The organism is Mesorhizobium sp. CO1-1-8 (assembly GCF_020164875.1).
Classification (GTDB): Bacteria; Pseudomonadota; Alphaproteobacteria; order Rhizobiales; family Rhizobiaceae; genus Mesorhizobium.
Genome location: NZ_JAIUGZ010000001.1, coordinates 50525 through 75938, shown reverse-complemented (window position 1 = coordinate 75938; position 25414 = coordinate 50525). Strand labels below are relative to the sequence as shown.

The window sequence follows — 25414 nt, the reverse complement described above, 5'->3', positions numbered from 1 at the left end:
TTACAGTCCGTTACACACGGACCTTCACATAGGTGCCGGGAGCATCACCCAAGGTTTTCATATGCTTGCCGGGTTTGCGGGCAGGCACGCGGGTGTTGTCCTTGGCCTCTATCCAGCCTTGCCAGTGCGGCCACCAGGATCCTGGATGGTCGGTGGCATTGGCAATCCACTGGCTGAAGTCGCCCGTCGGCGTCCCCCCGGTCCAGTACTGGTATTTGTTGGATGCCGGCGGATTGACGACACCGGCGATATGGCCCGACCCGGCCATCACATACTCGACCGTGCCGCCGAAATATTTCGAGCCGAGGAACACCGAAAGCGCCGGCGCGATGTGATCTTCCTTGGAGGCGAGGTTGTAGACCGGGATGGTGATGTCGCCGAGCGAGACCGTGCGGCCCGCCAGTTCCATCGTGCCTTGCGAGAGGTTGTTCTCGAGATAGCAGTTGCGCAGGTAGAAAGAGTGATTGGCCGCGGCCATGCGGGTGGAATCGGCATTCCAGTAGAGCAGGTCGAAGGGCAGGGGATCCTTGCCGCGCATGTAGTTGTTGACGACGTAGGGCCAGATCAGGTCGCCTGAGCGCAGCATGTTGAAGGCGGTCGCCATCTTGGTGCCGTCCAGATAGCCCTTTTCGCTCATCGACTTTTCCACTGCCGCGACCTGTTCTTCGTCGACGAACACCTTCAGGTCGCCGGCATAGGTGAAGTCGACCTGCGTGGTGAAGAACGTCGCCGACTTGATGCGGTCGTCGCCCTCTTGCGCCATCAGCGCCAGTGCCGCCGCCAAAAGCGTGCCGCCGACGCAATAGCCGATCGCGTTGACGTCGCGTTCGCCGGTGGCCTTTTCGACCGTGTCGAGGCCGTATTGCAGACCCTCGCGGATATAGGCTTCCCAGCTCTTGGTGCCGTGGCGCTCGTCCGGATTGATCCAGGAGATGACGAACACGGTGTGGCCCTGTTCAACCGCCCAGCGAATGAATGATTTCTGCGGGTTCAGATCGAGGATGTAGAATTTGTTGATCCATGGCGGGCAGATCAGCAGGGGCCGCTTGAGCACCGTCTCGGTCGCCGGGTCGTACTGGATAATTTCGGCGACGTCGCTGCGGCCGACCACCTTGCCGGGAGTGGTGGCGATGTTCCTGCCGATCTCGAAGGGCGAGTAGTCGGCCTGCCGCAGCTTCAGGTCGCCCTTTCCGGCGGCGATGTCCTCGGCCAGCATCTTCATGCCGCGCACCAGGTTTTCGCCGTTCGAGGCGACGGTTTCCCGGAACAGTTCCGGATTGGTCAGGATGAAATTCGACGGCGAGATGGCGTTGGACACCTGCTTGACGTAAAAGCCGGCCTTGTGGCGGGTGTGCTCGTCAAGACCTTCGGCGTGCTCGACCAGATCGGCCGCCCAGCGCGAGGTGACGAGATAGGCCTGCTTGAGGAAATCGAAGAAGGCGTTGCGGCCCCATTCCGGGTCGAGGAAGCGCTTGTCGCCGCGCTCCGGCTTGACCGCGTCTTCGGTGTCTTGCGCGGCGTTGCTGGTGCGCTGAATGGCGTTGGCCCAGACCGTCATATAGCCGGAGAACAATCGCGTCTGCGCTTCCAGCGCGCGCTGCGGATCGGCAAGCCAGTATTCGCTGAGCTTGGAAAAGGTCTTCACCATATCGACGACGGGCTCGGCCACATGGTCGCGCACGTCGCCTTTTTCGCGCGGCTCGGCCCAGGCGGAAGCGGCCTTGCCGGCCTGCTCGATCATGCGCGCCATGTTCAGGGCGAAGCGTTCCGGGTCCTTCACCAGATATTGCTCGACGGTCGAAGGCTCGTCATCTTCCGCTTTGCCCGAATCGGGTGTTTTGGACATGGTTGGCGGGGTTCCTCCCGAGGCCTTTTCTTGACATATTAACATGGGACATCCGACCGGGCCAATCTCGCTCTACCTCGGCTGCCAAGGAAACAATATGACGATTAATATTGGCGAGACTGTTTTTTTCGGTGCCGGACGTTTTTGCCGCATCGGCGCGGCGATCGTTCTCATCGGGATTGCCGGGTGCTCGAGCGCCAACACGAATGGCCCGACGCCTGTCGCTGCGGGTACGGGGCCGAAGGATACCGGCACCTTTCCGAACCTGAACATCAAGCCGCAAGTGGCGGCGCCTCAGTTCACCGAAGCCGAGAAGAATGCCAAGCTCGCGCAATTGAAGGCGGATGAGAATGCGCAGGCGGCAAAGGGCGGCGGCCCCAAGGTCGCCAACCAGGCGGCGCTGACGGATCTGGCCAAGAAGCATGGCGACGAAACGCTGAAGCAGATCGAAGGCAAATGCGACCCCGCCCTCGACCCTACCTGCAAATAAGTATATAGCGCGCGCCCAACACCCCTTCGCTGTCTGGAACTGCAATGGAAGAATTTCACAAGGTTCGCCGGCTTCCGCCTTACGTGTTCGAGCAGGTCAACCGGCTCAAGGCCAGCGCCCGATCGCGTGGCGCCGACATCATCGACCTCGGCATGGGCAATCCGGACCTGCCGACGCCCAAGGCTATCGTCGACAAATTGTGCGAGGTCGTGCGCGACCCGCGCACGCATCGCTATTCCTCGTCGCGCGGCATTCCGGGCCTGCGCCGCGCCCAAGCCGCCTACTATGGCAGGCGCTTCGGCGTGAAGCTCAACCCCGACACGCAAGTGGTGGCCACGCTTGGCTCGAAGGAAGGCTTCGCCAACATGGCGCAGGCGATCACGGCCCCCGGCGACGTGATCCTGTGCCCGAACCCGACCTATCCGATCCATGCCTTCGGCTTCATCATGTCGGGTGGCGTCATCCGCTCGCTGCAGGTGGAGCCGGACGACGGTTTCATCCCGGCGCTCGAGCGCGGTGTCAAGCATTCGATCCCGAAGCCGCTGGCGCTGATCCTCAACTATCCGTCGAACCCGACGGCGCTGGTCGCCTCGCTCGATTTCTACAAGGATGTGGTCGCCTTCGCCAAGAAGAACGACATCATCATCCTGTCCGACCTTGCCTATTCGGAGATCTATTTCGACGGCAATCCGCCGCCTTCGGTGCTGCAGGTGCCTGGCGCGATCGACGTTTGCGTCGAATTCACCTCCATGTCGAAGACCTTCTCCATGCCCGGTTGGCGCATGGGCTTTGCCGTCGGCAACGAGCGGCTGATCTCGGCGCTGACGCGAGTGAAGTCCTACCTCGACTACGGCGCCTTCACGCCGATCCAGGTGGCGGCGGCACACGCGCTCAATGGCGACGGCGCCGACATCGCCGAGGTGCGCGACATCTACCATAAGCGCCGCGACGTGATGGTCGACGCTTTCGGCCGCGCCGGCTGGACCATTCCGGCACCGGCGGCATCGATGTTCGCCTGGGCGCCAATTCCGGAGCCGTTCCGGCATCTCGGCTCGCTCGAATTCTCCAAGCTGCTCATCGAACATGCCGACGTGGCGGTGGCACCCGGTGTCGGCTTCGGCGAACATGGCGACGATCACGTGCGCATTGCGCTGGTCGAGAACGAGCACCGGATCCGCCAGGCGGCGCGCAACATCAAGCGCTTCCTGTCGACCAGCGCCAAGCAGCCCAACAATGTCGTGCCGCTCTCCGCTCACCGGTAAACTTGCCGCACGCAAATCGATCTGACTTTGAGGGACGTCGCCGGACATGGCTGAAGCATTGCGTGTTGGAATTGCCGGCCTCGGCACCGTTGGCGCGTCGGTGGCGCGCGTGCTGCGCGACAAGGCGGTGGAACTGACCCGCCAGTGCGGCCGTGACGTCATTGTCACCGCCGTCTCGGCGCGCGACCAGAAGCGTGATCGCGGCGTCGAACTCAACTCGGCAAAGTGGTTCGACGATCCGGTCAAGATGGCGCAGACCGCCGAAATCGACGTGTTCGTCGAACTGATCGGTGGCGACGAGGGTCCGGCGCGCTCATCGGTGAAGGCGGCACTCGAAGCCGGCCGTCACGTCGTCACCGCCAACAAGGCGCTGCTGGCCAAGCATGGCGTGGCGTTGGCCGAGATCGCCGAGAAGAAGGGCGTGTTGCTCAACTACGAGGCGGCTGTGGCCGGCGGCATCCCGGTCATCAAGACGATGCGCGAGGCGATGGCGGGCAATTCGGTGACCCGCGTGTTCGGCATTCTCAACGGCACCTGCAACTACATCCTGACCCGCATGGAGGCCGAGGGCATCTCGTTCGACGAGTGCCTGAAGGACGCGCAGCGGCTGGGCTATGCGGAAGCCGATCCGACCTTCGACATCGAGGGTCACGACACGGCGCACAAGCTGTCGATCCTGACCAGCCTTGCCTTCGGCACCAGGATCGCCGCCAACGACATCTACATGGAAGGCATTTCCAACATCAGCCAGGCCGACATCCGCGCCGCCGCCGATCTCGGCTACCGGATCAAGCTGCTGGGCGTCGCCCAGCGCACCGAAAGTGGCATCGAACAGCGCGTCCACCCGACCATGGTGCCGACCGCGTCGGTCATCGCGCAGGTTCATGGCGTCACCAATGCGGTGGCGATCGAAACCGACATTCTGGGCGAGCTGTTGCTGTCAGGCCCTGGTGCTGGCGGCAACGCCACCGCATCGGCCGTCATCGGCGACATCGCCGACATCGCCAAGAGCCGGCCAGGCTTCCAGCATGGTCCGGTCTTCGGCCGGCCGGCGAAGGAGCTGAAACCCTACAAGAAGGCGCAGATGCGCAGCCATGCCGGCGGCTATTTCATCCGGCTGACCGTGCATGACCGCATCGGCGTGTTTGCCGCTATTGCCAAGCGCATGGCCGACAACGACATCTCGCTGGAATCGATCGTCCAGCACGCCGTCAACGGCGAGGCGGCGGCACAGAAGACGGTGATCCTCGTCACCCACGAGACGACGGAGGCCGCCGTGCGCAAGGCCGTCGACGGCATCACCAAGGACGGACATCTGACCGACAAGCCGCAGGTCATCCGCATCGAGCGGGCAGGGTAGCTTTGTCCGACAGTCGCGCGGGACAAGAATTCCGCAGGCATTGAGCTCCGGTCTGGAGGCAGGCAGCCGCCGCAGACCGGAACGAATTCGCGTCGACGCCGTTCTCTTGGTCAGCAACCAGAGGAACCGCTTCATGGCCGATACCAACAAATCCGACACCCCCGATATCGACAACATCCAGAAGACGCTGGAAAAGCAGATTGCCGAACTGCGCAGGGAGATCACCAAGATCAACAAGAGCATTTCGGCGCGGGGCGCGGAGATGCTTGATGACGCCAGCGAACAGGCGTCCGAGTTGTACGACACTGCGGCGAACCGCGCGTCGCGTACGGCGCAACAGCTGCGCAGCCAGGCCCAAGCTGTTTCGGAAGTCGCGCGCGAAAATCCCGGTACGACGACAGCTTTGGTCGGTGTGATCGGCCTGCTCGGCTTTCTGGCCGGCTTCGCCATTGGTCAGTCGACGAACGACACCTCCCGCCGCTGGTATTGACCGTAGAGCGATGGGGCCGGGCTTCCGGCCCATTCTCTTGTTTTTAGCACGTCACTTTTAAGGAGGGGCACCATGGCTTCATCAGCATTGATCAGCATCCTGATCACATTCCTCGTCATCATCCTCGTTCTCTACCTGGTGCAGCGCCTGCCGCTCGACGGTCGGATGAGACAGATCGTGCAAGTCATCGTCATCATCATCGGCATCATTTCGCTGCTCAAATATCTCGCGGTTTTCTAGGCCGCGAACAGCGCCGATGGTCAATTTCCCCTGCCGGCCCGGTTCTTTCGACCGGGCCGCCGTTGTTTCAAAATGCGGTTTAATCGATTGATGTTGCTGACTATTCGATAAAGTTTTCGGAGGGTCTTGCCGTTGTCATGCTCGTTTGACAAAACAGGCCCGCCTCCGGCGGGAGGCCGCATTGCCAACGAGGAAATCACCAGATGAATGTGGCCCAGAACATCGTCGCCGGCCTTGACCGGATACTCACCATGGAACTGGTGCGCGTCACTGAACGGGCCGCCGTCGCGGCCGCCAGGCTGCGCGGGCGCGGCGACGAAAAGGCGGCCGACCAGGTAGCCGTGGATGCCATGCGCCAGGAACTCAACCGGCTTTCCATCAAGGGCACGGTGGTGATTGGCGAAGGCGAACGGGACGAGGCGCCGATGCTCTATATCGGCGAGGAAGTCGGCACAGGCAAAGGCCCGGCCGTCGATATCGCGCTCGATCCGCTCGAAGGCACGACGATTTGCGCCAAGAACCTGCCCAATGCACTCGCGGTCATCGCGATCGCCGAAAAGGGCAGCCTGTTGTTCGCGCCCGACGTCTACATGGACAAGATCGCCATCGGTCCGGGCTATGCGGACGGCGTTATCGACATCGACACCTCGGCGGCTGAGAACATCGCCAGCCTCGCCCGGGCCAAGGGCGTCGCTGTATCGGAAATCACCACCTGCATTCTCGACCGGCCGCGTCATGCCAAGCTGATCGATGCCGTGCGCGCCACGGGGGCCGCGATCCGGCTGATCGGCGACGGCGATGTCGCCGGCGTCATCCACACCACGGACCCGGAAGAAACCGGCATCGATATCTACCTTGGCACTGGCGGAGCACCCGAGGGCGTGCTGGCCGCTGCCGCGCTGCGCTGCACCGGCGGCCAGATGCAGGGCAGGCTGATCCTCGACACGCCGGAAAAGCTTGCTCGCGCGGCAAAGATGGGTATCTCCAATCCGAAACGGGTCTATCGGACGGAGGACATGGCGCGCGGCGATGTGCTGTTTGCGGCCACCGGTGTCACCGACGGCAACATGCTGGCTGGCGTCAAGTTCGGCGACAATCACATCACCACCCACACGATCGTGCTGCGCTCGTCGTCGCGGACGGTGCGCGAGATCAAGGCCCGCCATCAGGATCTGGATAAGTTCTGACGCTCGCTTGCGAAGCCACCTTGCAATTGTTAGCCATTCGGGCGCATCCGATGCTGGCTGCAAGGATTTGACGATGAAACCGTTCGACTGGCATGCGGATCCGATCTCGCGTACCATCGCCATCACAAAGTCCTATCGCAACACCCAGAATGTGCGTCGCTTTCTCATCGGGGAATGCGGCAACGCATTCAGGTTCAACCGGCCTTTCATGGCCTGGCTCAAGGACGGTGTGGAAAACACGATGGGCGATGCGGCCGACGAATGGCTTCGGCGCCAGGCTGAAAAGCGGAAAGCGCAGTTTTCTTGACCTGTTCCGGGACGGCGCACACCCGTGAACCGCTTGGCTTTGCCTGCCTTTGGCCTACAGAGCGTCGCGTGAACGTGACGCGCTTTAAATTGTTCCCAATGCAGGTCGTCGCCCCAAAACCGCTGCGCACTTTTGGGCGACATGCATTATCGTGCGGCCAACGATGAGTTGGCAAAGCGTATGACCGGCGAGAAACGCCTCTTCCTCGATGTCAGGCAGTCGGTGTCAGGGGTTTCCTGGGAACATCGGCTGACAGAACGCCAGGACATGATTGCGCTCGCCATCGCGCAAGGCCATGGCGTGCCCGACATCGTCGCGCGGGTGCTTGCCGGCCGTGGCGTCACCGCCGAACAGACCGAGCGGTTTCTCGACCCGACGATCCGCGATCTTCTGCCGGATCCGGCATCGCTGACCGACATGGACAGGGCGGCGGCCCGTATCGCCGCCGCGGTGATGGCCAGGGAAAAGGTGGCGATCTTCGGCGACTATGATGTCGACGGCGCCGCCTCGTCGGCCTTGCTGAAGCGGTTCCTCACGCATTTCTCGGTGCCGTCGGAAATCTACATCCCGGATCGTATTTTCGAGGGCTATGGCCCCAATCCGGATGCCATGCGCGAACTTGTTTCGCGTGGCGCGACACTGATCGTCACTGTCGATTGCGGCACCAACAGCGCCGTTTCCATCGATGCCGCCAACGAGGCCGGGGCCGATGTCGTCGTGCTCGACCACCATCAGGTCGGCGGTGCCTTGCCGGCGGCAATTGCCGTCGTCAATCCCAATCGCGACGACGACCTTTCCGGGCAGGGCCATCTCTGTGCCGCCGGCGTGGTCTTCCTCGCCCTTGTGCAGACGGCCAGGATCCTGCGTAGCCGCATGGCCGATGGCACACCGCCGGACCTGCTCTCGCTGCTTGATATCGTCGCTTTGGCCACCGTTTGTGACGTGGTGCCGCTGACCGGCGTCAACCGTGCCTTCGTGGTCAAGGGACTGCAGATGGCGCGCCAGCAGAAGAATGAAGGGCTGGCGGCACTGGCACGGGTGTCGCGCATCGGCGAGCCGATCAGCACTTTCCATCTGGCCTATCTGATCGGCCCGCGCATCAATGCCGGCGGACGCATCGGCGATGCCGCACTTGGCAGCCGGTTGCTTGCGACCGACGACCCGGTAGAGGCGCGCACCATTGCCGAGACGCTCGACCGGCTCAACCAGGAACGGCAGCTGATGGAGCAGGAGATGCTCGCGGCAGCGCGCGCCGAGGCCGACGCCGAGCTTGCCGGCGGCAATGGTCCCGCCATCGTCGTCACCGCCTCCAACAGCTGGCATCCGGGCATTGTCGGCCTGCTCGCTTCGCGATTGAAGGATCATGCCCGGCGGCCCGCCTTCGCCATCGCCTTCAACACTGTGGGCATCGGCACCGGTTCGGGCCGCTCGGTCTCGGGTTTCGACCTCGGCCGGCTGGTGCGCGAGGCGGCCGTGGCCGGTCTGATCGTCAAGGGGGGCGGCCATGGCATGGCGGCGGGTATCACCGTGGAGCGGGCGAGGCTTGGCGAACTCAGGGCGTTTTTCGAAGAGCGGGCGGCAGCCGACGTGTTTCGCCTGCAGGGCGAGGAAAGCCTGGCCATAGACGGCGCACTTGCCGCTGAAGGCGCGACGCTCGGCCTGCTCGACGCGCTGGAAAAGGCCGGACCCTTCGGTGCCGGGCACGCGGCCCCGATTTTCGCGTTGCCGCGCCACCGATTGGCCGATGCGCGGCCGGTCGGCACCAACCATATCCGCGTCGAGCTGCAATCGGAAAGTGGTGGCCGCATCCAGGCGATTGCCTTTCGCGCCGTCGATACCGCGCTTGGCGAATTCCTGTTCAAGAACCGGGGCAAGACAATCCACGTCGCCGGTTCGCTGTCAGGCAATTACTGGAACGGCAACCGCGCCGTGCAGTTTCGCATCACCGATGCGGCTCGTGGGTAGGTTTTGATCAGGCGAGAACGGACTGCAGCCGGGTCAGTTCGCCGATCTGTGCCATCGTCGCCTGATAGCCGAGGTTGATCGCCTCGTCGGCGCGGTGGAATTCGGTCAGGCCGATATGGCTGAGCTTCGGCTGCAGCGACATGTCGGGCGGGTCGCCGGCAAGCCTGGCACGCGAAATGCGGTCCTGAATGATGTTGAAGGCCTCGACCATGACGCCGGTGATGCCGAGCCGCGTCTGATGCGACTGGCGCTCGGCGTCGATCTGCCCAGGCCGCGGCGCGTCCTTTTCGACGACCAGTTCGCCGGCGCTGTGCTTGATGACGGCGGCACGGCCGAACAGGTCGTAGTGAAGGTTGACCGCCACGACGAGCGGCTGCTCGTAGGCGCGGCAGACCGAAACCGGTACGGGGTTGACCAGCGCGCCGTCGACCAGCACGCGGCCATTGCAATTCACCGGCTCGAACACGCCGGGAAGCGCATAAGAGGCACGCATGGCGGTGATCAATGAGCCGCTCGACAGCCAGATTTCGTGGCCGGTGCGGATTTCGGAGGTGACCGCGACGAACGGCTTGGCAAGGTCCTCGAAACGAATGCCGGCCATGTGCTCGCGCAGCCGGGCGTCGAGCTTCATGCCGCCGAACAGGCCGCTGCCGCGCAAATTGAGATCGAGCAGGCCGAAGATGCGGCGCTTTGTCAGGCTGCGGGCGAATTCTTCGAGCTCGTCCATTTTGCCGGCGAGATAGCAGCCGCCGACCAGCGCGCCGATCGAGGTGCCGGCGATCATCGATACTTCGATGCCGGCTTCGTCGAGCGCGCGCAGCACACCGATATGCGCCCAACCACGGGCGCAACCGCCACCCAAGGCGAGCGAAATGCCTGTTTTCTTCTGGGAGTTCGTTTCGGACGCGCCGCCTGACGAGGACAGGCCATTGGCCTCCCTGACATCTGGTCTGTTACGCAATGACGCCCACTCGAGCATCATGATCTCCCTTGTCCCACGGCTACTATACGAGCGGGCCGTATCGAAATGATGAATCTGTGTGCTTGGTGTCAGGCAGAAGGTTCAAGCTGATGGTTTCCGATACGTGTTTTCCGCATCGAACAGCGGCTTTCTGCCGTCGAAGGCAAGCGTCCCCTTGCCATCGATCAGCCCCACCGTCCGATAAAAGCATGAACGCCGGCCAGTGTGACAGGTTGCGTCGTGGCCCAACACTTTGACGCGCAACCATATGGCATCCTGGTCACAATCCGTGAGCATCTCGACGACATGCTGAAAATTGCCCGATATTTCCCCCTTTTTCCAAAGCGCGCTGCGCGAGCGCGACCAGTAGTGGGCGATGCCGGTCTCCAGCGTCAGCGCCAGTGCTTGCGCATTCATATGCGCAACCATCAACAGCATGCCGTCTCCGGCATCGGTGACGACGACCGTGACAAGCCCGGCTGCATCGAAGCGCGGCGAGAACACCGCGCCTTCCTCAAGCGCTTTCTTGTCTGACGGAGCTTTTGGAAATTCCAGTGCGGACATCGCCGGCCCATTTTCCTCTTTGACATGACCTCGGGACAACGGTTTCCGTTTATCCAAGAAAACCGGTCTCCATTTTTTCGGGATCATGGGTCTGATGGCCGGGCAGGGCCGATCAGACCCCGCCGCCGCGCACCATGGTGACGAAACGGACCTGCTCTTCGGGCGTGTCCTTGAAAACGCCGGTGAAGGTCGAGGTCAGCGTGGTTGAACCCTGCTTGCGGATGCCGCGCATGGCCATGCACATGTGCTCGGCCTCGATCATGACAGCGACGCCGCGCGGATTGAGCACGTCCTGGATGACGCCGGCGATCTGCGCAGTCAGCGCCTCCTGGGTCTGCAGGCGGTGGGCGAAGATATCGACGACGCGGGCGATCTTGGACAGGCCGACGACCTTGCCGTCTGGAAGATACCCGACATGCGCCTTGCCGATGATCGGCACCATATGGTGCTCGCAATGCGAATGAAACGTTATGTCCTTGACGATGACCAGGTCATCGTAGCCGGCGACCTCCTCGAATGTGCGGCCGAGTTCGTCCGCCGGGCACATGTCGTAGCCACCGAACATTTCGCGATAGGCCTTTGCCACCCGCTTCGGCGTGTCGACCAGCCCTTCGCGGTCCGGATTGTCGCCGGTCCAGCGCAAAAGCGTGCGCACGGCGGCTTCGACTTCGGCTTCGCTTGGCCGGTCGGTGACCGGCTTTTCCATATAGGCTGACTGTGGCATGAGTTTCTTGATGACGGCATCCATAAAGGCGTCTCCCGTAGTCCCTCTCGGCGGAGGAACGAGTTGAACGGACCACGACCTTTCGGTGTCGGAAACTCGCCCCGTTTCCAGCCCCGTAAGCGGCGTGAACTTCCCGGCAAGGACATTGGCTTTCGTCGTTCTTGTCGATACCGGACTGCCAGCATTATATAAGGTCATAGCGAGCGAAAGGAAGATACGACAGCGGCAATCGCTGTTCGCTTGGCGGCGACGGATTGGAAAATAATGATAAACGAGGTCTACAACACGAAAATTCTCGGTTTTGCCGGGAACATTGGCCGCATCGGCCGTCTCGATCATCCTGACGCGACCGCCAAGGCGCACTCCAAGCTGTGCGGCTCGACCGTCACCGTCGACCTCAAGATGCAGGACGGCGTGGTCACAGACTTTGCCCATGACGTGAAGGCCTGCGCGCTCGGCCAGGCGTCGTCATCGATCATGGCGCAGCATGTCGTCGGCGCGAGTGCTGAGGAATTGCGAGCGGTACGCGACACCATGCTGAAGATGCTCAAGGAAAATGGCGCCCCGCCGGACGGCCGCTTTGCGGATCTCAGATATTTGGAGCCGGTGCGCGATTACAAGGCGCGGCACGCTTCGACCATGCTGACTTTCGATGCCGTGGTCGACGCGATCGGCCAAATCGAGAAGAAGCGCGCCGAAGAAGCGGCCTGACATTGGGATTTGGCCTTTCCACGGTGCGCAGGCCGGGCGAAGGCCCACGAGCTTGCTCCAGCCGCGGCCCTGTGTTCGCATGCAGCCTTGTGGTTTCGCTGTTGTCGGGCGGCGGCTCGAGCCTAGCTGACGCTGACATGGCAACCCAGGGAGATGTCGGCGACTATCTCCGGAAGGCCATCCAGGTCTGTGGAACGTGCCTGCAAATACCAGAAGCGTTGCGCGCGTTCGGATCGGCCTGAACAAGGACGGGTCGCTCGCCGGCCCGCCAAAATCGTCAGTCCCGTAACGCCGCCGCCGGACAAGGTTGCCGAGACCGCCGTTCGGGCAATCATGCGCTGCGCGCCATTTCCCAGGCTGACATCACATGCTGCCCACTAGAATATGTGGCACGAGATCATTCTCACGTTCGATCCGGGAGAAGACTCCTCGGGCGAGCTTCCGGCGGCGGATGTGCTCGACAAACTCTTTGAAAAACAGCGGGAAGTAGCGGGGTCCGACGCAAGGGTTCAAACCCGCGCTTCCAGCACCCGCCTGCTTTCGGCAAATTGGCTTCTGAGCCAGTCGGCGAACGCGGCGGCAGGTTCCGAGAGGTCGCGCAGGTTTCTGGCCACCAGCCAATAGGCGCCGGATGCGACGTCGATATCGAACGGCTTGACCAGCGCGCCGGATGCGATTTCCCCGCCGATCTGCAAGAGATCGCCCAATGCCACGCCATGTCCGAGCAAGGCGGCCTGCTTTGAAAGCGACGCATCCGCCAGCATCGGCCCGCGCGCGGGTATGGCATCGGCGGGCACGCCGGCCGCTTCGAACCAGCGCGCCCAGCCCTGGCGGTTCTCCTCGTGCAAGAGCGTGTAGCGGCCAAGATCGATCGGCTTCCTGAGGGCGGGGCCAGAAGCAAGCAGGGCCGGCGACAAAACCGGCGAATCGACTGTCGAGGCAAGCCGCTCAGCCTGGCTGCGCGGCCACGAGGTGGCATGCGCGCTGAAGCGCAGGGCAAGCTCCGGCTGATCGCTGCGGAACTCGATCAGCCTTGGATCGACCTCGAGGGAGACGTCGATATCGGGCCGCAATTGGCGAAACCGGTTGAGCCGGGGCACCAGCCACACGGATGCAAGCGACGGCTCGACACTGACGCGCACCACGGACTGCGCCGGCGTCGCCACCAGATCGCCAAGCAAGGTGTCGATGGCGTCGAAACTTCTGACAAGCTGATCCAGCAGACGTCGGCCGGTGTCGGTCAGTTCGACTCGGCGATGGTGACGTTCGAACAAGGGTTGATGCAGGAAGATTTCGAGCTCTCGGATTTGCCGGCTGATCGCCGCCTGCGAGACGAAAAGCTCCTCGGCGGCCCGGCTGAAGCTCAGATGCCGGCCCGCCGCCTCAAAACTCCTCAATGCCGTCAGCGGCAGGCGTCCGCGCTTCATTCGCATAACCCAGGATTATCCGAAGTGGAAATTATACTCGTTTGAAGGCGAAGGCCAGCGGCGGTCTAATCCATGTCAAAGGAGACCGATCATGATCCAGTTGCTGAGCATCTTTGGCGATGTCGTGCGGATCGCGACGTTTCAATGGCGTGACGAAAAGCAGTATGCAAAGCGCCGCGAAGAGCCGGCCAGTCGTGACCACTGGGCGCCGTCGGCAGACAGGCAGCCGTTTCGCCGTTCCCGTCCGTGATGGCGGGACGCGCAAGGAGCGGGGATTGCGTTCTCCAGCAGAAGTCCACATCTATCGTGTGGGAAACGCGATACGGAGACTGTGGTGCGCGACCAGCATGGGCATGCGCATATCGTCGGGTCGCAAAAACGCGGCCGCAACTGGCCCGGTCCATGGCGCAAGACGCCAGGCCGTCTTCTCGGTACGTCGCTCGTGCGCCTTTACCAGCTGACGCTATCGGGCTTTGTCGGCAATTCCTGCCGGCATCTGCCGACTTGTTCGGAATATGCGCATGAGGCGATCGCCCGCCATGGCCTGTGGGCCGGCGGCTGGATGGGATTTTTCCGCGTGCTGCGCTGCGGGCCATTCGGTACGCATGGCATCGACCGCGTGCCGGAAGCCTTGGCGGAGCGCTATATCTGGTTCATGCCCTGGCGGTACTGGCGGATCGGCGGCAAGCCCGGCGAAGCGCAGGGGTGACCGAGCCGGTCATGCTCCGGCGGCACCCCGCGTTTACGATCCGGTAGGGTTAACACAAGCCTGCACAAAGACTGCGCATTTGAGACAAAATCGAGACAAGAGACCCCGCTAAGCCGCTCGCGAACCCCCTTCTGGAGCGAGCAGAACATGCGCAATTTCGACCGTCTTCCCTTCATCTTTGCCGGGATCCTTTTCCTGCTCGCCTGGCTGCTGGGATTTCCGCTGCGCGCGCAATCGGCGCCGCTTGGGGACGTGCAGTGCACTGTGATCTCCGATGCGGCGAGCGGCAAGACGCTCTACCAGGACGGAGTGTGCGACCAGCGGTTCAGCCCGGCATCGACGTTCAAGGTGCCGCTGTCGCTGATCGGCTATGACAGCGGGATCCTGAGCGACGAGCACACGCCGAACTGGGACTACAAACCTGAGTTCAAGGCGGTGAAGCGGGATCAGAAGACCGTCGATCCGGTGATCTGGGAGCGAGATTCGATTCTGTGGTTTTCCCGGGAAATCACTCGCCGGCTTGGGTCGCAAAGCTTTGCCGGCTATGTCTCGAAATTCGACTACGGCAACGCCGATGTTTCCGGCAATCCCGGCAAGAATGATGGTTTGACCCAGGCCTGGGTGAATTCCTCGCTCAAGATCACGCCGGTCGAGCAGGTCGATTTCCTGCGCAAGCTGCTGGCCCGCAAGCTGCCGGTCTCGGCCAGGGCTTACGACATGACATCAGCCATCATCCCGACCTTCCAAGCCGGAGGCTGGACGGTGCAAGGCAAGACCGGAAGTACCAGCCTGCGCAACGATGCCGACAAGGTTCAGGACAAGCGCTCGCTCGGGTGGTTCGTCGGCTGGGCGAACAAGGATGGCCGCCAGATCGTCTTTGCGCGGATTGTCGTCGACACCAACCGCACCGACATGCCCAAAGGCCTCAAGACCCGGGCGGCGTTCCTGAAGGATCTGCCGCTCCTCATCAAATGAACGCTGACATTTGAGCCGGGCTTTACGGCGGCGGAATCTGTCCATAAAAGACAGCCGCTGCCGGACGCATCCGGCTTTTCCCTATGCATGTCGTAACCCCAAAACCGCCATACACTTTTGGCGACATGCATTTTAACCACCCGCGCTCGTTTGCGGGACTGGATAGGAGATATACATGCTGAATTCCGTTTCCCTGACATTTCCCGATGGCTCTGTCCGCGAATACGACGCGGCGATGACCGGTGCTGGCCTCGCCGAATCGATCTCGAAATCGCTGGCCAAGAAGGCGGTCGCCTATGCGATCGACGGCACCGTTCGCGATCTCAGCGATCCGCTCGGCAAGTCCGGCAAGGTCGAGATCGTCACCCGCGACGACCCGCGCGCGCTGGAACTCATCCGCCACGACGCGGCGCATGTGCTGGCGGAAGCCGTGCAGGAATTGTGGCCGGGGACGCAGGTGACCATCGGGCCGGTGATCGAGAACGGGTTCTATTACGATTTCGCCCGCAACGAGCCGTTCACGCCCGACGATTTTCCGGTGATCGAGAAGAAGATGCGCGAGATCATTGCGCGCAACAAGCCGTTCACCAAGCAAGTCTGGTCGCGCGACAAGGCGAAAAAAGTGTTTGCCGACAAGGGCGAACGCTACAAGCTGGAGCTGATCGACGCCATTCCCGAGGATCAGGATCTCAAGATCTATGCGCAGGGCGACTGGTTCGACCTATGCCGCGGCCCGCACATGGCCTCGACCGGGCAGATCGGCAACGCCTTCAAGCTGATGAAGGTGGCCGGTGCCTATTGGCGCGGCGATTCGAACAACCCGATGCTGACCCGCATCTACGGCACGGCCTGGGCCGACCAGGCGCAGCTCGAAGCCTACCAGACGATGCTGGAGGAGGCCGAGAAGCGCGACCACAGGAAGATCGGCCGCGAGATGGACCTGTTCCATTTCCAGGAAGAGGGACCGGGCGTCGTCTTTTGGCACGCCAAGGGCTGGAAGATGTTCCAGAACCTGGTCAACTACATGCGCCGCCGCCTCGACGAGCAGGGCTATCAGGAGGTCAACGCACCGCAGGTGCTCGACAAGAGCCTGTGGGAGACGTCAGGCCACTGGGGTTGGTATCGCGACGCCATGTTCAAGGTGACGGTCGCCGGCGACGACACCGATGACGACCGGGTCTTCGCGTTGAAGCCGATGAATTGTCCGGGCCATGTGCAGATTTTCAAGCATGGGTTGAAGTCTTATCGCGATCTTCCCGTAAAACTTGCGGAATTCGGCAATGTCCACCGGTACGAGCCATCCGGCGCGCTGCACGGGCTGATGCGCGTGCGCGGCTTCACGCAGGACGATGCGCACATCTTCTGCACCGAGGAGCAACTGGCGGCGGAGTGCCTGCGCATCAACGATTTGATCCTGTCGACCTATGCCGATTTCGGTTTTGAAGAAGTCAGCGTCAAGTTGTCGACACGGCCGGACAAGCGCGTCGGCACCGACGAGGCGTGGGATCACGCCGAGGCGATCATGGGCAACGTCCTGGAGACGATCAGGACGCGGTCCGGCAATCGGATCAAGACCTCGATCAATCCGGGTGAGGGCGCCTTCTACGGGCCGAAGTTCGAATATGTGCTGAAGGATGCCATCGGCCGCGAATGGCAGTGCGGCACGACGCAGGTCGACTTCAACCTGCCGGAACGGTTCGGCGCCTTCTACATCGGCTCCGATTCCGAGAAGAAGCAGCCTGTGATGGTGCACCGCGCCATCTGCGGCTCGATGGAGCGCTTCCTCGGCATCCTGATCGAGCACTATTCCGGCCACTTCCCGCTGTGGTTCGCGCCGCTGCAGGTGGTGGTGGCGACGATCACATCGGATGCCGACGACTATGCGACCGAGGTGGTGGCAAAGCTGAAGGCCACGGGGCTTCTGGCGGAAGCGGATTTGCGCAACGAGAAGATCAACTACAAGGTCCGCGAGCACAGCCTAGCCAAGGTTCCGGTCATCCTCGTCTGCGGCAAGCGCGAGGCGGAAGAGCAGACCGTCAACATGCGCCGGCTGGGCTCGCGCGATCAGGAATCGCTTGGCCTTGACCAGGCGATCGCGCAATTGACCGAAGAAGCGATCACGCCCGACCGCCGGCGCAAACGCGCGGCCTGATCGGCATCGTTTCGACCAAATGGCGGTGGAGCGATCCACCGCCATTTTCATATCCCTGTCACGCCGACCTTGTAACCAGCCCTCATGCTCAAGCTGAAATTGCGCGAACGACCCTTTCCCGAGCTTTCCTATGCCAATCCGCGCCAGCCGGCGCTGACTCGCTGGTTCATTCATTCGGTGGAAGGCCTCTCGGGCCGCGACCGCTACACAGCACTTTATGATTTCTGGCGCCGCCAGGTCGTGCCGACGGGCGAGCGCGTGTTCAGCCGCATGCTCGACCTGATCGACGTCCGGGTGCGGGCCGCTGATCAGTGGCCGCCTGCACAGTTGCCGGACACGCCGCTGGTGATCGTCGCCAACCATCCGTTCGGTATCGGCGACGGTATCGCCGTGCTGTCGCTTGCCGAGCAGCTCGGCCGTCCGTTCCGGGTCATGATCCACAAGGATCTGCTCAAGATCCGCGAGATGGAGCCTTATTCGCTGCCGATCGACTTTTCCGAGACCAAGGACGCGGTGAAGAACAACATGGCCGTGCGCCATGAGGCGGTGCGGCTGTTGAAAGAGGGCGTCACCATCGTGGTGTTTCCGGCCGGCGGTGTCGCCACCGCGCCAAAAGGTTTTGGCCGGGCGCGCGATCTGCCGTGGAAAATGTTTCCCGCCCGTCTCGTCCAGGAAGCCAGGGCGTCGGTCATTCCGATGCATTTTTCCGGGCAGAACGGCAGGCTGTTCCATCTGGTCAGCGGGCCGATGAACATGGCCGAGCGCGACGGCCGGGTGGCGAAATTCGTCGGCAAGGCATCGCTGACGCTGCGCACTTCGCTGCTCATCCATGAATTCGCGCGGCTATCGGGCAAGGCGATCGACGTCCGCGTCGGCGAGGTGCTGGGCTGGAGCGAACTGGAGCCGTTGCGCGACCGCAAGGCGTTGCTCGACCGGCTTTATCGTGGCGTGTTCGACCTGGCGCCAGTCGTGGCGCGTCGCCGCATTCGGTTCCTGCCGTCGCGAACCAAGCTGGCGGCTTGATCCAGGAAACGAAGGTCAATCCGCGCCCTCTTCGGGATCCATCGCAGCCGCCTCGGTGGCCAGAACCTCGATCTCCTGATTCTGCCCGGCCACGACCGTAAAATCTTTCTGGTAGATGCGGTCGCGGTTCTTGGCGATGATGGTGTAGTCGCCCTCGGCCAGCACCATCGAGGCGAAGGCGCCGACGGTTTCCTTGATCGGATCGCCGGATTCGTTGAGCAGCGACCAGGACGTATCGGCGATCGCCTCGCCACCGGTTTCGCGCACCAGCTTCATCGTGATCTCGGCGGCGTGATGCTCGACGGTGGCTTCGGTCAGCTTGCCGGCCTCGACGCGGATGTCGGAGCGGATGACCGCATTGACCGCGCCATAGGTCGAGACGACATGGTAGATGCCGGCGTTGAGCCGCACGACGCTGTTGGGCTCGACATCGGGAATGATCAGCGCGCGGTCGCCATTGGCCTCGGCGGTGCCCTCGTAGATCGAAAAGCGCAGCTTCTTCGGTGGAATGCGAACGCCGCCGGACAGCACGGCGTCGAGTTTGAGGCCGCCGGCGTCGAGCACGAGACTTTCGCGCTTTGCGTCCTTGCCGACAGTGATGCGCTTGGTGGCTCCAGCCCGGCCGTAGGAGGCGTGAACCAGATAGCTGCCGGGTTCGAGCTGGAAGACGGCGGTGCCGCCATGGGACGAGGCGACCATCGGCAATTTACCGTTGACGGCTTCGGGCTTGAAGACCCGCCAGACGATGCCGCGCGTGATGTCGGAACCCTTGTCGGTCAACTGGGCGGACAGCGTGATGGCGCCGCCGCCGCTCAGCGCCAGTGACGTCTCGCCTTTCGGCGTCGCGTAGCTCGAAATTCCCGGAAGCTTCAGGTCGCTGACACCGTCGACGTTCTGTGCCATGGCGAGCGAAACCGGCGCCATCAACAGCAGGGCGCCGAGCCAGACCAGGAAAAGACGGACAGTCCCCTCAAACATGCCTTGCGTTGAAGCCCATGGCGGTGGCAATTTCAAGGCTTAAGAGTCCGATCGATACGACTCTTGCGTCCGGCGTATCCCGCGCCAATGCCCGAGCCGCCCGATTTCCCGATGGTGCGCTTCAGCTAAAACAGAATGTCTAGGAGACTTGCGCCCATGGCGTTGCCGATCATCGATTTCCTGCTGACCCGAAACTCCGCACCGATCCCTGATCTGAAGGAGCCGGCGCCGAGCGATGCGGAGATCGCGACGATGATCACTGCTGCCTCGCGGGTGCCCGACCATGGCCGATTGGAGCCCTGGCGCTTCATCGTCTACCGTGGCGATGCCCGCGTCGAGATCGGCAGGCAACTGGCAGCCCTTGCAGAGCAGCGGGAGGGCCCATTGCCGGAAGGCCGCCGTAACCAGGAATTGGCGCGGTTCTCGCGCGCGCCGCTGGTGATCGGCGTCGTGTCTATTCCCAGGGAGAACCCAAAAATCCCGCAATGGGAAATGTTCCTGTCGGGCGGCATGGCGGCGATGAACCTGATGATCGCAGCCAACGCGCTGGGCTATGGCACCAACATGATCAGCAACTGGTATTCGGATGTGCCGGAGGGCAGGGCGCTGCTGGGGCTGGCGCCGCAGGAGCGGGTCATCGGCTTCATCCATATCGGCTCCTATGCCGGTCCGGCGCCGGAGCGGCCGCGACCCGATCCGGCGAAGCTTTACGGCGATTATTCGGGGCCGTGGGCGGGCTGAATGTTTTACGAGCCTTCAAAGGGCCACGGCCTGCCGCACGACCCTTCGAAGGCGATCGTGGCGCCGCGTCCGATCGGCTGGATTTCGACACTGAACAGGGCTGGTGAGATCAACCTCGCACCGTACTCCTTCTTCAATGCCGTTTCGACGCGGCCTTTCATCGTCTGGTTCTCCTCTGAAGGCGAGAAGGACAGCGCCTCCTTCGCCCAGGAAACCGGCGAGTTCGTCGCCAATCTCGTCAGTCGCGATCTGGCGGAGAAGATGAACCGCACATCCGTCAGTGCTCCGCGCGGCGTCAACGAGTTCGTCTATGCCGATCTTGCGATGGCGCCGTCGCGCCTGGTCGCGCCGCCGCGCGTGGCGGCAGCGCCGGCAGCGCTCGAATGCCGGGTGACGGAAGTTTTTCGGCCAAAGGCGCTGGACGGATCGCCGACAAGTGCCGTCGTCGTCGCCGGTGAAGTGGTCGGCGTGCATATCGACGACGCCTTCCTGACGGACGGCCTGTTCGACATCACCAAGGCCGGCAATGTCGCTCGTCTCGGCTATATGGACTATGCCAGCGTCGACGAAGTGTTTTCGATGCGCCGGCCGCGCTGGGACAAGGACTAACCCAAAACGCCTGCCGCCTTCGCACGCGCCAGAAGCCGCTCCGCCAGCCGCAGGTGCGGGCGGTCGAACATCTTGCCGTCGATGCCGACGACGCCGGGATTTCCCGCTGCCGCGAACGCGGCAACGATTGCCGCCGATTGTCTCACCGCCTCGGCCGACGGCGTGAAGGCGGCGTTGATGACCGGCACCTGATCGGGGTGAATCGCCATCTTGCCGGTAAAGCCATCGCGCTCGGCCTCGGTGCATTCCGCTTCGAAGGCGGCCATGTCGCGAAAATTCGGGAAGACGGTGTCGATCGCCGCGACCTCCGCCGCGCCAGCGGCGAGTATGGTCATCGTGCGAGCGTGGCGGAACACGTCCGTGTAGCGGCCATGCTCGTCGCGGGCCGTGCGCGCGCCGATCGCCGCCGACAGGTCTTCCGCGCCCCAGGTGAGGCCGGCAAGCCGCGCGCTCGTCCCGGCATAGGTCGCCGCCGCCAGCACGCCTGCCGGCGTTTCGGTGATGATCGGCAGGATCTTGATCGCGCCGTCGGCCAGACCGTTTTCGGCCTCACGCACCCTGAGCTTTGCAGAGAGGTGCTGCACATCTTGGCCGCTGTTCGACTTGGGCAGCATGATGCCGTCGGGTTTCGCCGGAACCAGCGCCGCCAGATCGTCATCGGTCAACCCGGTAGACAGGTCGTTGACCCTGACATAGATCGCCGAGCCGGTTTGCGCCCTGTGTTCCGCAATGAAGCGCGCCGCCACCTCGCGCGCCAGCGCCTTGTTGTGCGGCGCCACGGAATCTTCGAGGTCGACGATGACCACGTCGGCGCCGGCACCAAAACCCTTTTCCAGCTTCCTCTGCGAATCGCCGGGAACGAACAGCAGCGAGCGCATGATCAAGCCGCCTTCTTCAGCATCATCGCTTGCCTCGTGCATTTGGCGACGAGATCGCCATGCTGGTTGTAGGCGCGATGCTCGAATTCGACGATGCCGCGATCGGGTTTCGACCTGGACTCGCGCGCCGAGATAACCGTGGTCTCGACCCGGATTGTGTCGCCATGGAAGACCGGATGCGGAAACACGGTTTCCTTCATGCCGAGATTGGCCACCGTCGTGCCGACGGTGATGTCATTGACCGAAATGCCGATCATCAGCCCGAGCGTGAACAGCGAATTGACCAGCGGCTTGCCCCATTCGCTCTTGGCGGCGAAATCGAAGTCGATGTGCAGCGGCTGCGGATTCAGCGTCATCACCGAAAACAGCATGTTGTCGCTTTCGGTAACGGTCTTGCGCAGCGTGTGCTGGAAGACATGGCCGACAACGAACTCTTCGAGATAAAGTCCGGCCATTGCTTTCTCCTCCAGGTGCTTGACGGTTGATAGGCGCTGCAAATCAGCCTCGCAAGCCAGTTAATGAACGTGGTGAACGGTTCGTAAACCAATTCTGCCTACGGTCATCAGGTGGGGTCAGAAGCTTCTGGCAAGGGCGTAAGCAGACGGGCATGGTTGTTGTTTCGCATTTCCTGAAATGGATCTACACGGCCAAGGTGTCGGAGCGCGCCGCGGCGGCGAGCGCTCTGGCCCGGGCCTACATCAATTCCGAATTGCCTTTCGAGGACCGCTGCGCCGCCGAGGCGGCGCTGACGCTGTTGCTCGACGATGCCTCGTCGAAGGTGCGGCTGGCGATGGCCGAGGCGCTGTCGATGAGCCACCAGGCGCCAATGCAGATCATCAGCGTGCTGGCCTCCGACCAGCCGGAAGTCGCCGGCGTGGTGCTGGCGCGCTCGCCGCTGCTCACCGACGCCGACCTGATCAACCGCGTGGCCTCAAGTCCGAAGGCGACACAGAAATTGATCGCCGACCGGCCACGCGTCTCGATGGCGCTGTCGGCGGCCATCGCCGAGATCGGCGAGGCGGACGCTTGCGCCGTGCTGCTCGCCAACAGTGGCGCCGACATCGCCTCGCTCAGCTTCCGCCGCATGGCTGAACGGCATGGGCACATGCCGCTGGTGCGCGAGGCGCTGATATCGGATATCAGGCTGCCGGCCGACTGCCGGCATATGCTGCTCGTCAAGCTTGGCGAAATGTTGAAAACGTCGCCACTGGTGATGGCGATGATGGGCGCGGCGCGAGCCGACCGCGTCATGCGCGATGCCTGCGTCAAGGCTTCGGTGACGCTGATCGAAGGCACGCGCACGGAAGAACATGCGGCCCTGATCGAGCATCTCAGGCTGCGTGGCGACCTCACCGCAAGCTTCCTCATCCGCACCATCGCGCATGGCAAGGTCGATTTCTTCGGCTCGGCGCTGGTTGCGCTCAGTCAGCAGTCCGAACAACGTGTGAGGGCGCTGCTGGCCGGCGGGCATGACGTGGCCTTGCAGGCATTGTTCCGCGGCGCCGGGCTCGCCGGCGCCACGCACGCCGTCATCCTGCGTGCGCTGAAGATCTGGCGCGAGGTCGCCAACGGCAAGCGCATCGCCGGTGTGCAGGAGGTAAGCTGGCTGATGCTCAAGGAAGTGGGCGGTCAATCCGCCGAGGGTGATCTCGCCGCCTTGGTCAAGTCGATCCATCTCGACGCGCTGCGCGAAAACGCGCGCGGCCACGCGCTGGCGATAGCGGCGGCTTAACGTTTATCCCTCGCGAAAAACTCCGGAAAATCCTCCATCGCGGCGGCGATGATGCGCAACGATGCCGCGATCTGCAGCAATTCGCCGGTACCGTTTCGTTGGGCAATGCTCGCCGCATATTGCCGGGCGACGGTGACGGTTGAGGTCTGCGGATCGCCGGGGGCGCGGAAGAGCAGTTCGCGCGCCAGCCCCTTCAGGAAGTTGGCGATCGAAAGCGCGGTCTCGGATGGGATGGCATGGCTTTGGCTCGCATCGCGCAGCCGAAGGACCTCCAGGCCGACGGTGACGGCGGCGACGCCGCCGCCCAGAACCGCATCGCCCTTCTGACCGGCATTCTGCACCAGCGGCATCAACTGGTTGATGCGGTCGTAGGCGAGGCTCTCGAAGGCCGACCGCCTCGGCACCCGCTCATGCAGGCAAAGCCGCGCCAGATCCTCGCGCATGGCGCGCACGATGCGGTTAGCCGCGAGCCATGGATCGGCTGGCAGCACGACGATGAAGACACCGATCGCCAGCAGGATGCCGACCAGAATCGACGCCGAACCGGCGAAGAAGGGCCCAGGATCGTAGGTCATCGCCTGGTGCGGACTGAGGAAGGCGAGGAAGTTGATGGCGAAGGCTGTCGCCACGCCGACATAGCGTGGATTGGCCATGGCCAGTGCCGTCGGTACGAGGATGGGCACGACAAACAGCGTGAACCAGCCGAAGCCGGGCAGGGCAGGCAATGCGATCTGGCCGACGAAAAAGGCAAACGGCAGCGCCAGAAGCGTTCCCTTGAAGAAGCCCCAGGCGACCTGTACAGGGTCGGGGCGAGCAGCAAACAGGCTCGATACGACAGCAACGAGAATGACCGTGCCGGCGGCTTCCGACCATTTCGTCGTCAGCCAGAAGGCCGCGACCAGCAGCGTGGCAAGGGCAGCGCGCACGGCATTGCGCGACGCGCCGGGGTAATCGCGATGCACCACCAGCGCAGGCTGCCTGCTGCCCCGGACCGGGCGCGTGGCAGGCGCACGCAGGGCGTCGAGGCCGCGCAGCACCTGCTTGAGCGCTTCGGCGAAATCGGCGGCGATGGTGAGCCGGGTGATGGTGCCGACCCTGTCGTCGCCCTGATCGGTCGAGGCATCGGGCATTTGCCGGGCCTTGGCCGAGATGGTGTCGAGCCGCGCCACCCAAGGCGTGGTGTCATCCAGTGCACCGGGCTTCGCGGCCAGTACATCGACAAGGGCCTGCAACTCCGAACGCACCGGAATGAGCGCCGCATTCTTCGGAGCGGCATGCGAATGCAGCGCACGTGCCGCCGACAGCGCGGAGAGCAGTTGTCCGATGGTGCGCCGGACCGGATGGGCGCGCGGCGCGAAGCTCGGCGCCTCGAGCCTCGCATAGGCGCGCATCTCGCCAAGCGTCTGGGTATCAGCGACCAGCTTTCGGTGCAGCGCGGACAGTATTGCCGGATCGCCTCCGGAGAACGCACCGCCGGCATAGGTGGCAAGATCGAGGATGCAGCGTTTCAGGCGCGAGATGATGGCGTTGCTGGCCAGTTTCGGCAGGATCAGCCGGCTGGTCAGGCCGGCGCAGACAATACCGAGCACGATCTCGGCACAGCGTGCGACCGCGAGGTCGACGACGAGGTGCGGCTGTCCGAAGGCAGGCAGGCCGATGATCATTGCGGTGTAGCCGGCAAGCGCTGCGCCATAGGCTTCCGGATTGCGCAGCAGTGACGAGACGAAGGTGCAGATGCCGATCCAGACGGCAAGCACAGTCACCAGCACCCAAGGGCCGGTGCCAAATGTGGTGGTGATGCCGATCGCGGCCAAGCCGCCGACCAGCGTGCCGAGCAGCCGGTAGAAGCCCTTCGCCAGCACCATGCCGGCAACCGGCTGAGCGACGATGAACACCGTCATCATGGCCCATTGCGGATGGTCGAGCTTCAGCGCATAGGCGGCCAGCAACGCGATCAGGCCGGCTGAAACCGTGCGCAAGGCAAAGATCCAGTCGGAGCGCGTCGGTTGCGTCAATCCGGCTAAACTCGTCTCGAAATAGCCTTTCAACCGCGCCCAGGTCACATGCTCGTCTCCGCAACTGG

26 protein-coding genes are annotated in these 25414 nt (G+C 63.0%); 17 read left to right on the top strand and 9 right to left on the bottom strand.

From position 1 onward, the window contains the following. Nucleotides 1-10: 10 nt before the first annotated feature. The gene (gene phaC / locus LB558_RS00360; protein ID WP_224695597.1) at nucleotides 11-1846 is read right to left on the bottom strand and encodes a class I poly(R)-hydroxyalkanoic acid synthase; all 1836 of its coding nucleotides are present in this window, start codon (nucleotides 1844-1846) and stop codon (nucleotides 11-13) included. Nucleotides 1847-1943: 97 nt separating this feature from the next. On the opposite strand from phaC, the gene LB558_RS00355 reads away from it, so the two are divergent. From LB558_RS00355 to recJ, 8 genes are all read left to right on the top strand, one after another. Then, the gene (locus tag LB558_RS00355) at nucleotides 1944-2336 is read left to right on the top strand and encodes a hypothetical protein (protein ID WP_224695596.1); all 393 of its coding nucleotides are present in this window, start codon (nucleotides 1944-1946) and stop codon (nucleotides 2334-2336) included. 44 nt (nucleotides 2337-2380) lie between these two features. Next, nucleotides 2381-3598, top strand: a complete 1218-nt coding sequence (locus LB558_RS00350; protein WP_224695595.1) for an LL-diaminopimelate aminotransferase — start codon at nucleotides 2381-2383, stop codon at nucleotides 3596-3598. Between the two features lie 46 nt (nucleotides 3599-3644). Continuing rightward, nucleotides 3645-4958 (top strand): homoserine dehydrogenase, encoded by a 1314-nt coding sequence (locus LB558_RS00345; protein ID WP_224695594.1) that lies wholly within the window; start codon nucleotides 3645-3647, stop codon nucleotides 4956-4958. Between the two features lie 133 nt (nucleotides 4959-5091). Then, complete coding sequence (locus tag LB558_RS00340; RefSeq protein ID WP_224695593.1) at nucleotides 5092-5448, top strand: hypothetical protein; 357 nt, start codon at nucleotides 5092-5094, stop codon at nucleotides 5446-5448. Between the two features lie 72 nt (nucleotides 5449-5520). Continuing rightward, a complete protein-coding gene (locus tag LB558_RS00335; RefSeq protein WP_081738703.1) occupies nucleotides 5521-5688 on the top strand; it encodes a Thivi_2564 family membrane protein in 168 nt (55 codons plus the stop codon). A 203-nt stretch (nucleotides 5689-5891) separates the two neighbouring features. After that, on the top strand, nucleotides 5892-6875 hold the full coding sequence (gene glpX, locus LB558_RS00330; protein WP_224695592.1) for a class II fructose-bisphosphatase: 984 nt from the start codon (nucleotides 5892-5894) through the stop codon (nucleotides 6873-6875). Between the two features lie 73 nt (nucleotides 6876-6948). Then, the gene (locus tag LB558_RS00325; protein WP_224695591.1) at nucleotides 6949-7182 is read left to right on the top strand and encodes a DUF6434 domain-containing protein; all 234 of its coding nucleotides are present in this window, start codon (nucleotides 6949-6951) and stop codon (nucleotides 7180-7182) included. Between the two features lie 180 nt (nucleotides 7183-7362). Further along, on the top strand, nucleotides 7363-9147 hold the full coding sequence (gene recJ, locus LB558_RS00320) for a single-stranded-DNA-specific exonuclease RecJ (RefSeq protein ID WP_224695590.1): 1785 nt from the start codon (nucleotides 7363-7365) through the stop codon (nucleotides 9145-9147). Between the two features lie 7 nt (nucleotides 9148-9154). Here recJ and LB558_RS00315 read toward each other — a convergent pair whose 3' ends face one another. The 3 genes from LB558_RS00315 to folE form a co-directional block, all read right to left on the bottom strand. Then, on the bottom strand, nucleotides 9155-10126 hold the full coding sequence (locus LB558_RS00315; protein WP_224696203.1) for a patatin family protein: 972 nt from the start codon (nucleotides 10124-10126) through the stop codon (nucleotides 9155-9157). 84 nt (nucleotides 10127-10210) lie between these two features. Then, complete coding sequence (gene hisI / locus LB558_RS00310; RefSeq protein ID WP_224696202.1) at nucleotides 10211-10672, bottom strand: phosphoribosyl-AMP cyclohydrolase; 462 nt, start codon at nucleotides 10670-10672, stop codon at nucleotides 10211-10213. Nucleotides 10673-10784: 112 nt separating this feature from the next. Then, nucleotides 10785-11420, bottom strand: a complete 636-nt coding sequence (gene folE / locus LB558_RS00305) for a GTP cyclohydrolase I FolE (RefSeq protein WP_023810482.1) — start codon at nucleotides 11418-11420, stop codon at nucleotides 10785-10787. A 240-nt stretch (nucleotides 11421-11660) separates the two neighbouring features. Between folE and LB558_RS00300 the strand changes: the two genes are divergently transcribed. Continuing rightward, complete coding sequence (locus LB558_RS00300) at nucleotides 11661-12107, top strand: iron-sulfur cluster assembly scaffold protein (protein ID WP_127259631.1); 447 nt, start codon at nucleotides 11661-11663, stop codon at nucleotides 12105-12107. 509 nt (nucleotides 12108-12616) lie between these two features. Here the strand turns inward: LB558_RS00300 and LB558_RS00295 are convergent. Further along, on the bottom strand, nucleotides 12617-13534 hold the full coding sequence (locus tag LB558_RS00295; RefSeq protein WP_224695589.1) for a LysR substrate-binding domain-containing protein: 918 nt from the start codon (nucleotides 13532-13534) through the stop codon (nucleotides 12617-12619). 91 nt (nucleotides 13535-13625) lie between these two features. Here LB558_RS00295 and LB558_RS00290 point away from each other — a divergent pair, with 91 nt between their 5' ends. The 5 genes from LB558_RS00290 to LB558_RS00270 all read left to right on the top strand — a co-directional run bounded on the left by LB558_RS00290 (nucleotide 13626) and on the right by LB558_RS00270 (nucleotide 18393). Beyond that, nucleotides 13626-13784: a hypothetical protein gene (locus LB558_RS00290; RefSeq protein ID WP_224695588.1), complete on the top strand. Its 159-nt coding sequence runs from the start codon at nucleotides 13626-13628 to the stop codon at nucleotides 13782-13784. An 84-nt stretch (nucleotides 13785-13868) separates the two neighbouring features. Then, a complete protein-coding gene (yidD, locus tag LB558_RS00285; protein ID WP_224695587.1) occupies nucleotides 13869-14243 on the top strand; it encodes a membrane protein insertion efficiency factor YidD in 375 nt (124 codons plus the stop codon). A gap of 147 nt (nucleotides 14244-14390) precedes the next feature. Next, on the top strand, nucleotides 14391-15218 hold the full coding sequence (gene blaOXA / locus LB558_RS00280) for a class D beta-lactamase (protein ID WP_224695586.1): 828 nt from the start codon (nucleotides 14391-14393) through the stop codon (nucleotides 15216-15218). A gap of 175 nt (nucleotides 15219-15393) precedes the next feature. Next, nucleotides 15394-17370, top strand: a complete 1977-nt coding sequence (gene thrS / locus LB558_RS00275; RefSeq protein WP_224695585.1) for a threonine--tRNA ligase — start codon at nucleotides 15394-15396, stop codon at nucleotides 17368-17370. An 84-nt stretch (nucleotides 17371-17454) separates the two neighbouring features. Further along, nucleotides 17455-18393 carry a lysophospholipid acyltransferase family protein gene (locus LB558_RS00270; protein ID WP_224695584.1) on the top strand — a complete coding sequence of 313 codons (939 nt, stop codon included), beginning with the start codon at nucleotides 17455-17457 and terminating at the stop codon, nucleotides 18391-18393. Nucleotides 18394-18408: 15 nt separating this feature from the next. On the opposite strand, the gene LB558_RS00265 is transcribed toward LB558_RS00270, so the two are convergent. Next, on the bottom strand, nucleotides 18409-19371 hold the full coding sequence (locus LB558_RS00265; protein WP_224695583.1) for a hypothetical protein: 963 nt from the start codon (nucleotides 19369-19371) through the stop codon (nucleotides 18409-18411). 156 nt (nucleotides 19372-19527) lie between these two features. Between LB558_RS00265 and LB558_RS00260 the strand changes: the two genes are divergently transcribed. Next, nucleotides 19528-20112, top strand: coding sequence for a nitroreductase (locus LB558_RS00260; protein ID WP_224695582.1), 585 nt, complete (start codon nucleotides 19528-19530; stop codon nucleotides 20110-20112). Next, nucleotides 20113-20721 carry a flavin reductase family protein gene (locus LB558_RS00255; protein ID WP_224695581.1) on the top strand — a complete coding sequence of 203 codons (609 nt, stop codon included), beginning with the start codon at nucleotides 20113-20115 and terminating at the stop codon, nucleotides 20719-20721. Here LB558_RS00255 and LB558_RS00250 read toward each other — a convergent pair. After that, nucleotides 20718-21599: an HpcH/HpaI aldolase/citrate lyase family protein gene (locus LB558_RS00250; RefSeq protein ID WP_224695580.1), complete on the bottom strand. Its 882-nt coding sequence runs from the start codon at nucleotides 21597-21599 to the stop codon at nucleotides 20718-20720. The two genes, LB558_RS00255 and LB558_RS00250, sit on opposite strands and share 4 nt — an antisense overlap. A gap of 2 nt (nucleotides 21600-21601) precedes the next feature. Continuing rightward, nucleotides 21602-22054: a MaoC family dehydratase gene (locus LB558_RS00245; protein ID WP_224695579.1), complete on the bottom strand. Its 453-nt coding sequence runs from the start codon at nucleotides 22052-22054 to the stop codon at nucleotides 21602-21604. Between the two features lie 152 nt (nucleotides 22055-22206). On the opposite strand from LB558_RS00245, the gene LB558_RS00240 reads away from it, so the two are divergent. Beyond that, nucleotides 22207-23331, top strand: a complete 1125-nt coding sequence (locus tag LB558_RS00240) for a DUF2336 domain-containing protein (protein ID WP_224695578.1) — start codon at nucleotides 22207-22209, stop codon at nucleotides 23329-23331. Here LB558_RS00240 and LB558_RS00235 read toward each other — a convergent pair. After that, a complete protein-coding gene (locus LB558_RS00235) occupies nucleotides 23328-25394 on the bottom strand; it encodes an FUSC family protein (protein ID WP_224695577.1) in 2067 nt (688 codons plus the stop codon). The genes LB558_RS00240 and LB558_RS00235 overlap by 4 nt on opposite strands. Nucleotides 25395-25414 lie beyond the last annotated feature (20 nt).

Coding starts and splice junctions, on each gene's coding strand:
- phaC (WP_224695597.1), bottom strand. CDS start 1,846: ATGTCCAAAACACCCGATTCGGGCAAAGCGGAAGATGACGAGCCTTCG.
- LB558_RS00355 (WP_224695596.1), top strand. CDS start 1,944: ATGACGATTAATATTGGCGAGACTGTTTTTTTCGGTGCCGGACGTTTT.
- LB558_RS00350 (WP_224695595.1), top strand. CDS start 2,381: ATGGAAGAATTTCACAAGGTTCGCCGGCTTCCGCCTTACGTGTTCGAG.
- LB558_RS00345 (WP_224695594.1), top strand. CDS start 3,645: ATGGCTGAAGCATTGCGTGTTGGAATTGCCGGCCTCGGCACCGTTGGC.
- LB558_RS00340 (WP_224695593.1), top strand. CDS start 5,092: ATGGCCGATACCAACAAATCCGACACCCCCGATATCGACAACATCCAG.
- LB558_RS00335 (WP_081738703.1), top strand. CDS start 5,521: ATGGCTTCATCAGCATTGATCAGCATCCTGATCACATTCCTCGTCATC.
- glpX (WP_224695592.1), top strand. CDS start 5,892: ATGAATGTGGCCCAGAACATCGTCGCCGGCCTTGACCGGATACTCACC.
- LB558_RS00325 (WP_224695591.1), top strand. CDS start 6,949: ATGAAACCGTTCGACTGGCATGCGGATCCGATCTCGCGTACCATCGCC.
- recJ (WP_224695590.1), top strand. CDS start 7,363: ATGACCGGCGAGAAACGCCTCTTCCTCGATGTCAGGCAGTCGGTGTCA.
- LB558_RS00315 (WP_224696203.1), bottom strand. CDS start 10,126: ATGCTCGAGTGGGCGTCATTGCGTAACAGACCAGATGTCAGGGAGGCC.
- hisI (WP_224696202.1), bottom strand. CDS start 10,672: ATGTCCGCACTGGAATTTCCAAAAGCTCCGTCAGACAAGAAAGCGCTT.
- folE (WP_023810482.1), bottom strand. CDS start 11,420: ATGGATGCCGTCATCAAGAAACTCATGCCACAGTCAGCCTATATGGAA.
- LB558_RS00300 (WP_127259631.1), top strand. CDS start 11,661: ATGATAAACGAGGTCTACAACACGAAAATTCTCGGTTTTGCCGGGAAC.
- LB558_RS00295 (WP_224695589.1), bottom strand. CDS start 13,534: ATGAAGCGCGGACGCCTGCCGCTGACGGCATTGAGGAGTTTTGAGGCG.
- LB558_RS00290 (WP_224695588.1), top strand. CDS start 13,626: ATGATCCAGTTGCTGAGCATCTTTGGCGATGTCGTGCGGATCGCGACG.
- blaOXA (WP_224695586.1), top strand. CDS start 14,391: ATGCGCAATTTCGACCGTCTTCCCTTCATCTTTGCCGGGATCCTTTTC.
- thrS (WP_224695585.1), top strand. CDS start 15,394: ATGCTGAATTCCGTTTCCCTGACATTTCCCGATGGCTCTGTCCGCGAA.
- LB558_RS00270 (WP_224695584.1), top strand. CDS start 17,455: ATGCTCAAGCTGAAATTGCGCGAACGACCCTTTCCCGAGCTTTCCTAT.
- LB558_RS00265 (WP_224695583.1), bottom strand. CDS start 19,371: ATGTTTGAGGGGACTGTCCGTCTTTTCCTGGTCTGGCTCGGCGCCCTG.
- LB558_RS00260 (WP_224695582.1), top strand. CDS start 19,528: ATGGCGTTGCCGATCATCGATTTCCTGCTGACCCGAAACTCCGCACCG.
- LB558_RS00255 (WP_224695581.1), top strand. CDS start 20,113: ATGTTTTACGAGCCTTCAAAGGGCCACGGCCTGCCGCACGACCCTTCG.
- LB558_RS00250 (WP_224695580.1), bottom strand. CDS start 21,599: ATGCGCTCGCTGCTGTTCGTTCCCGGCGATTCGCAGAGGAAGCTGGAA.
- LB558_RS00245 (WP_224695579.1), bottom strand. CDS start 22,054: ATGGCCGGACTTTATCTCGAAGAGTTCGTTGTCGGCCATGTCTTCCAG.
- LB558_RS00240 (WP_224695578.1), top strand. CDS start 22,207: ATGGTTGTTGTTTCGCATTTCCTGAAATGGATCTACACGGCCAAGGTG.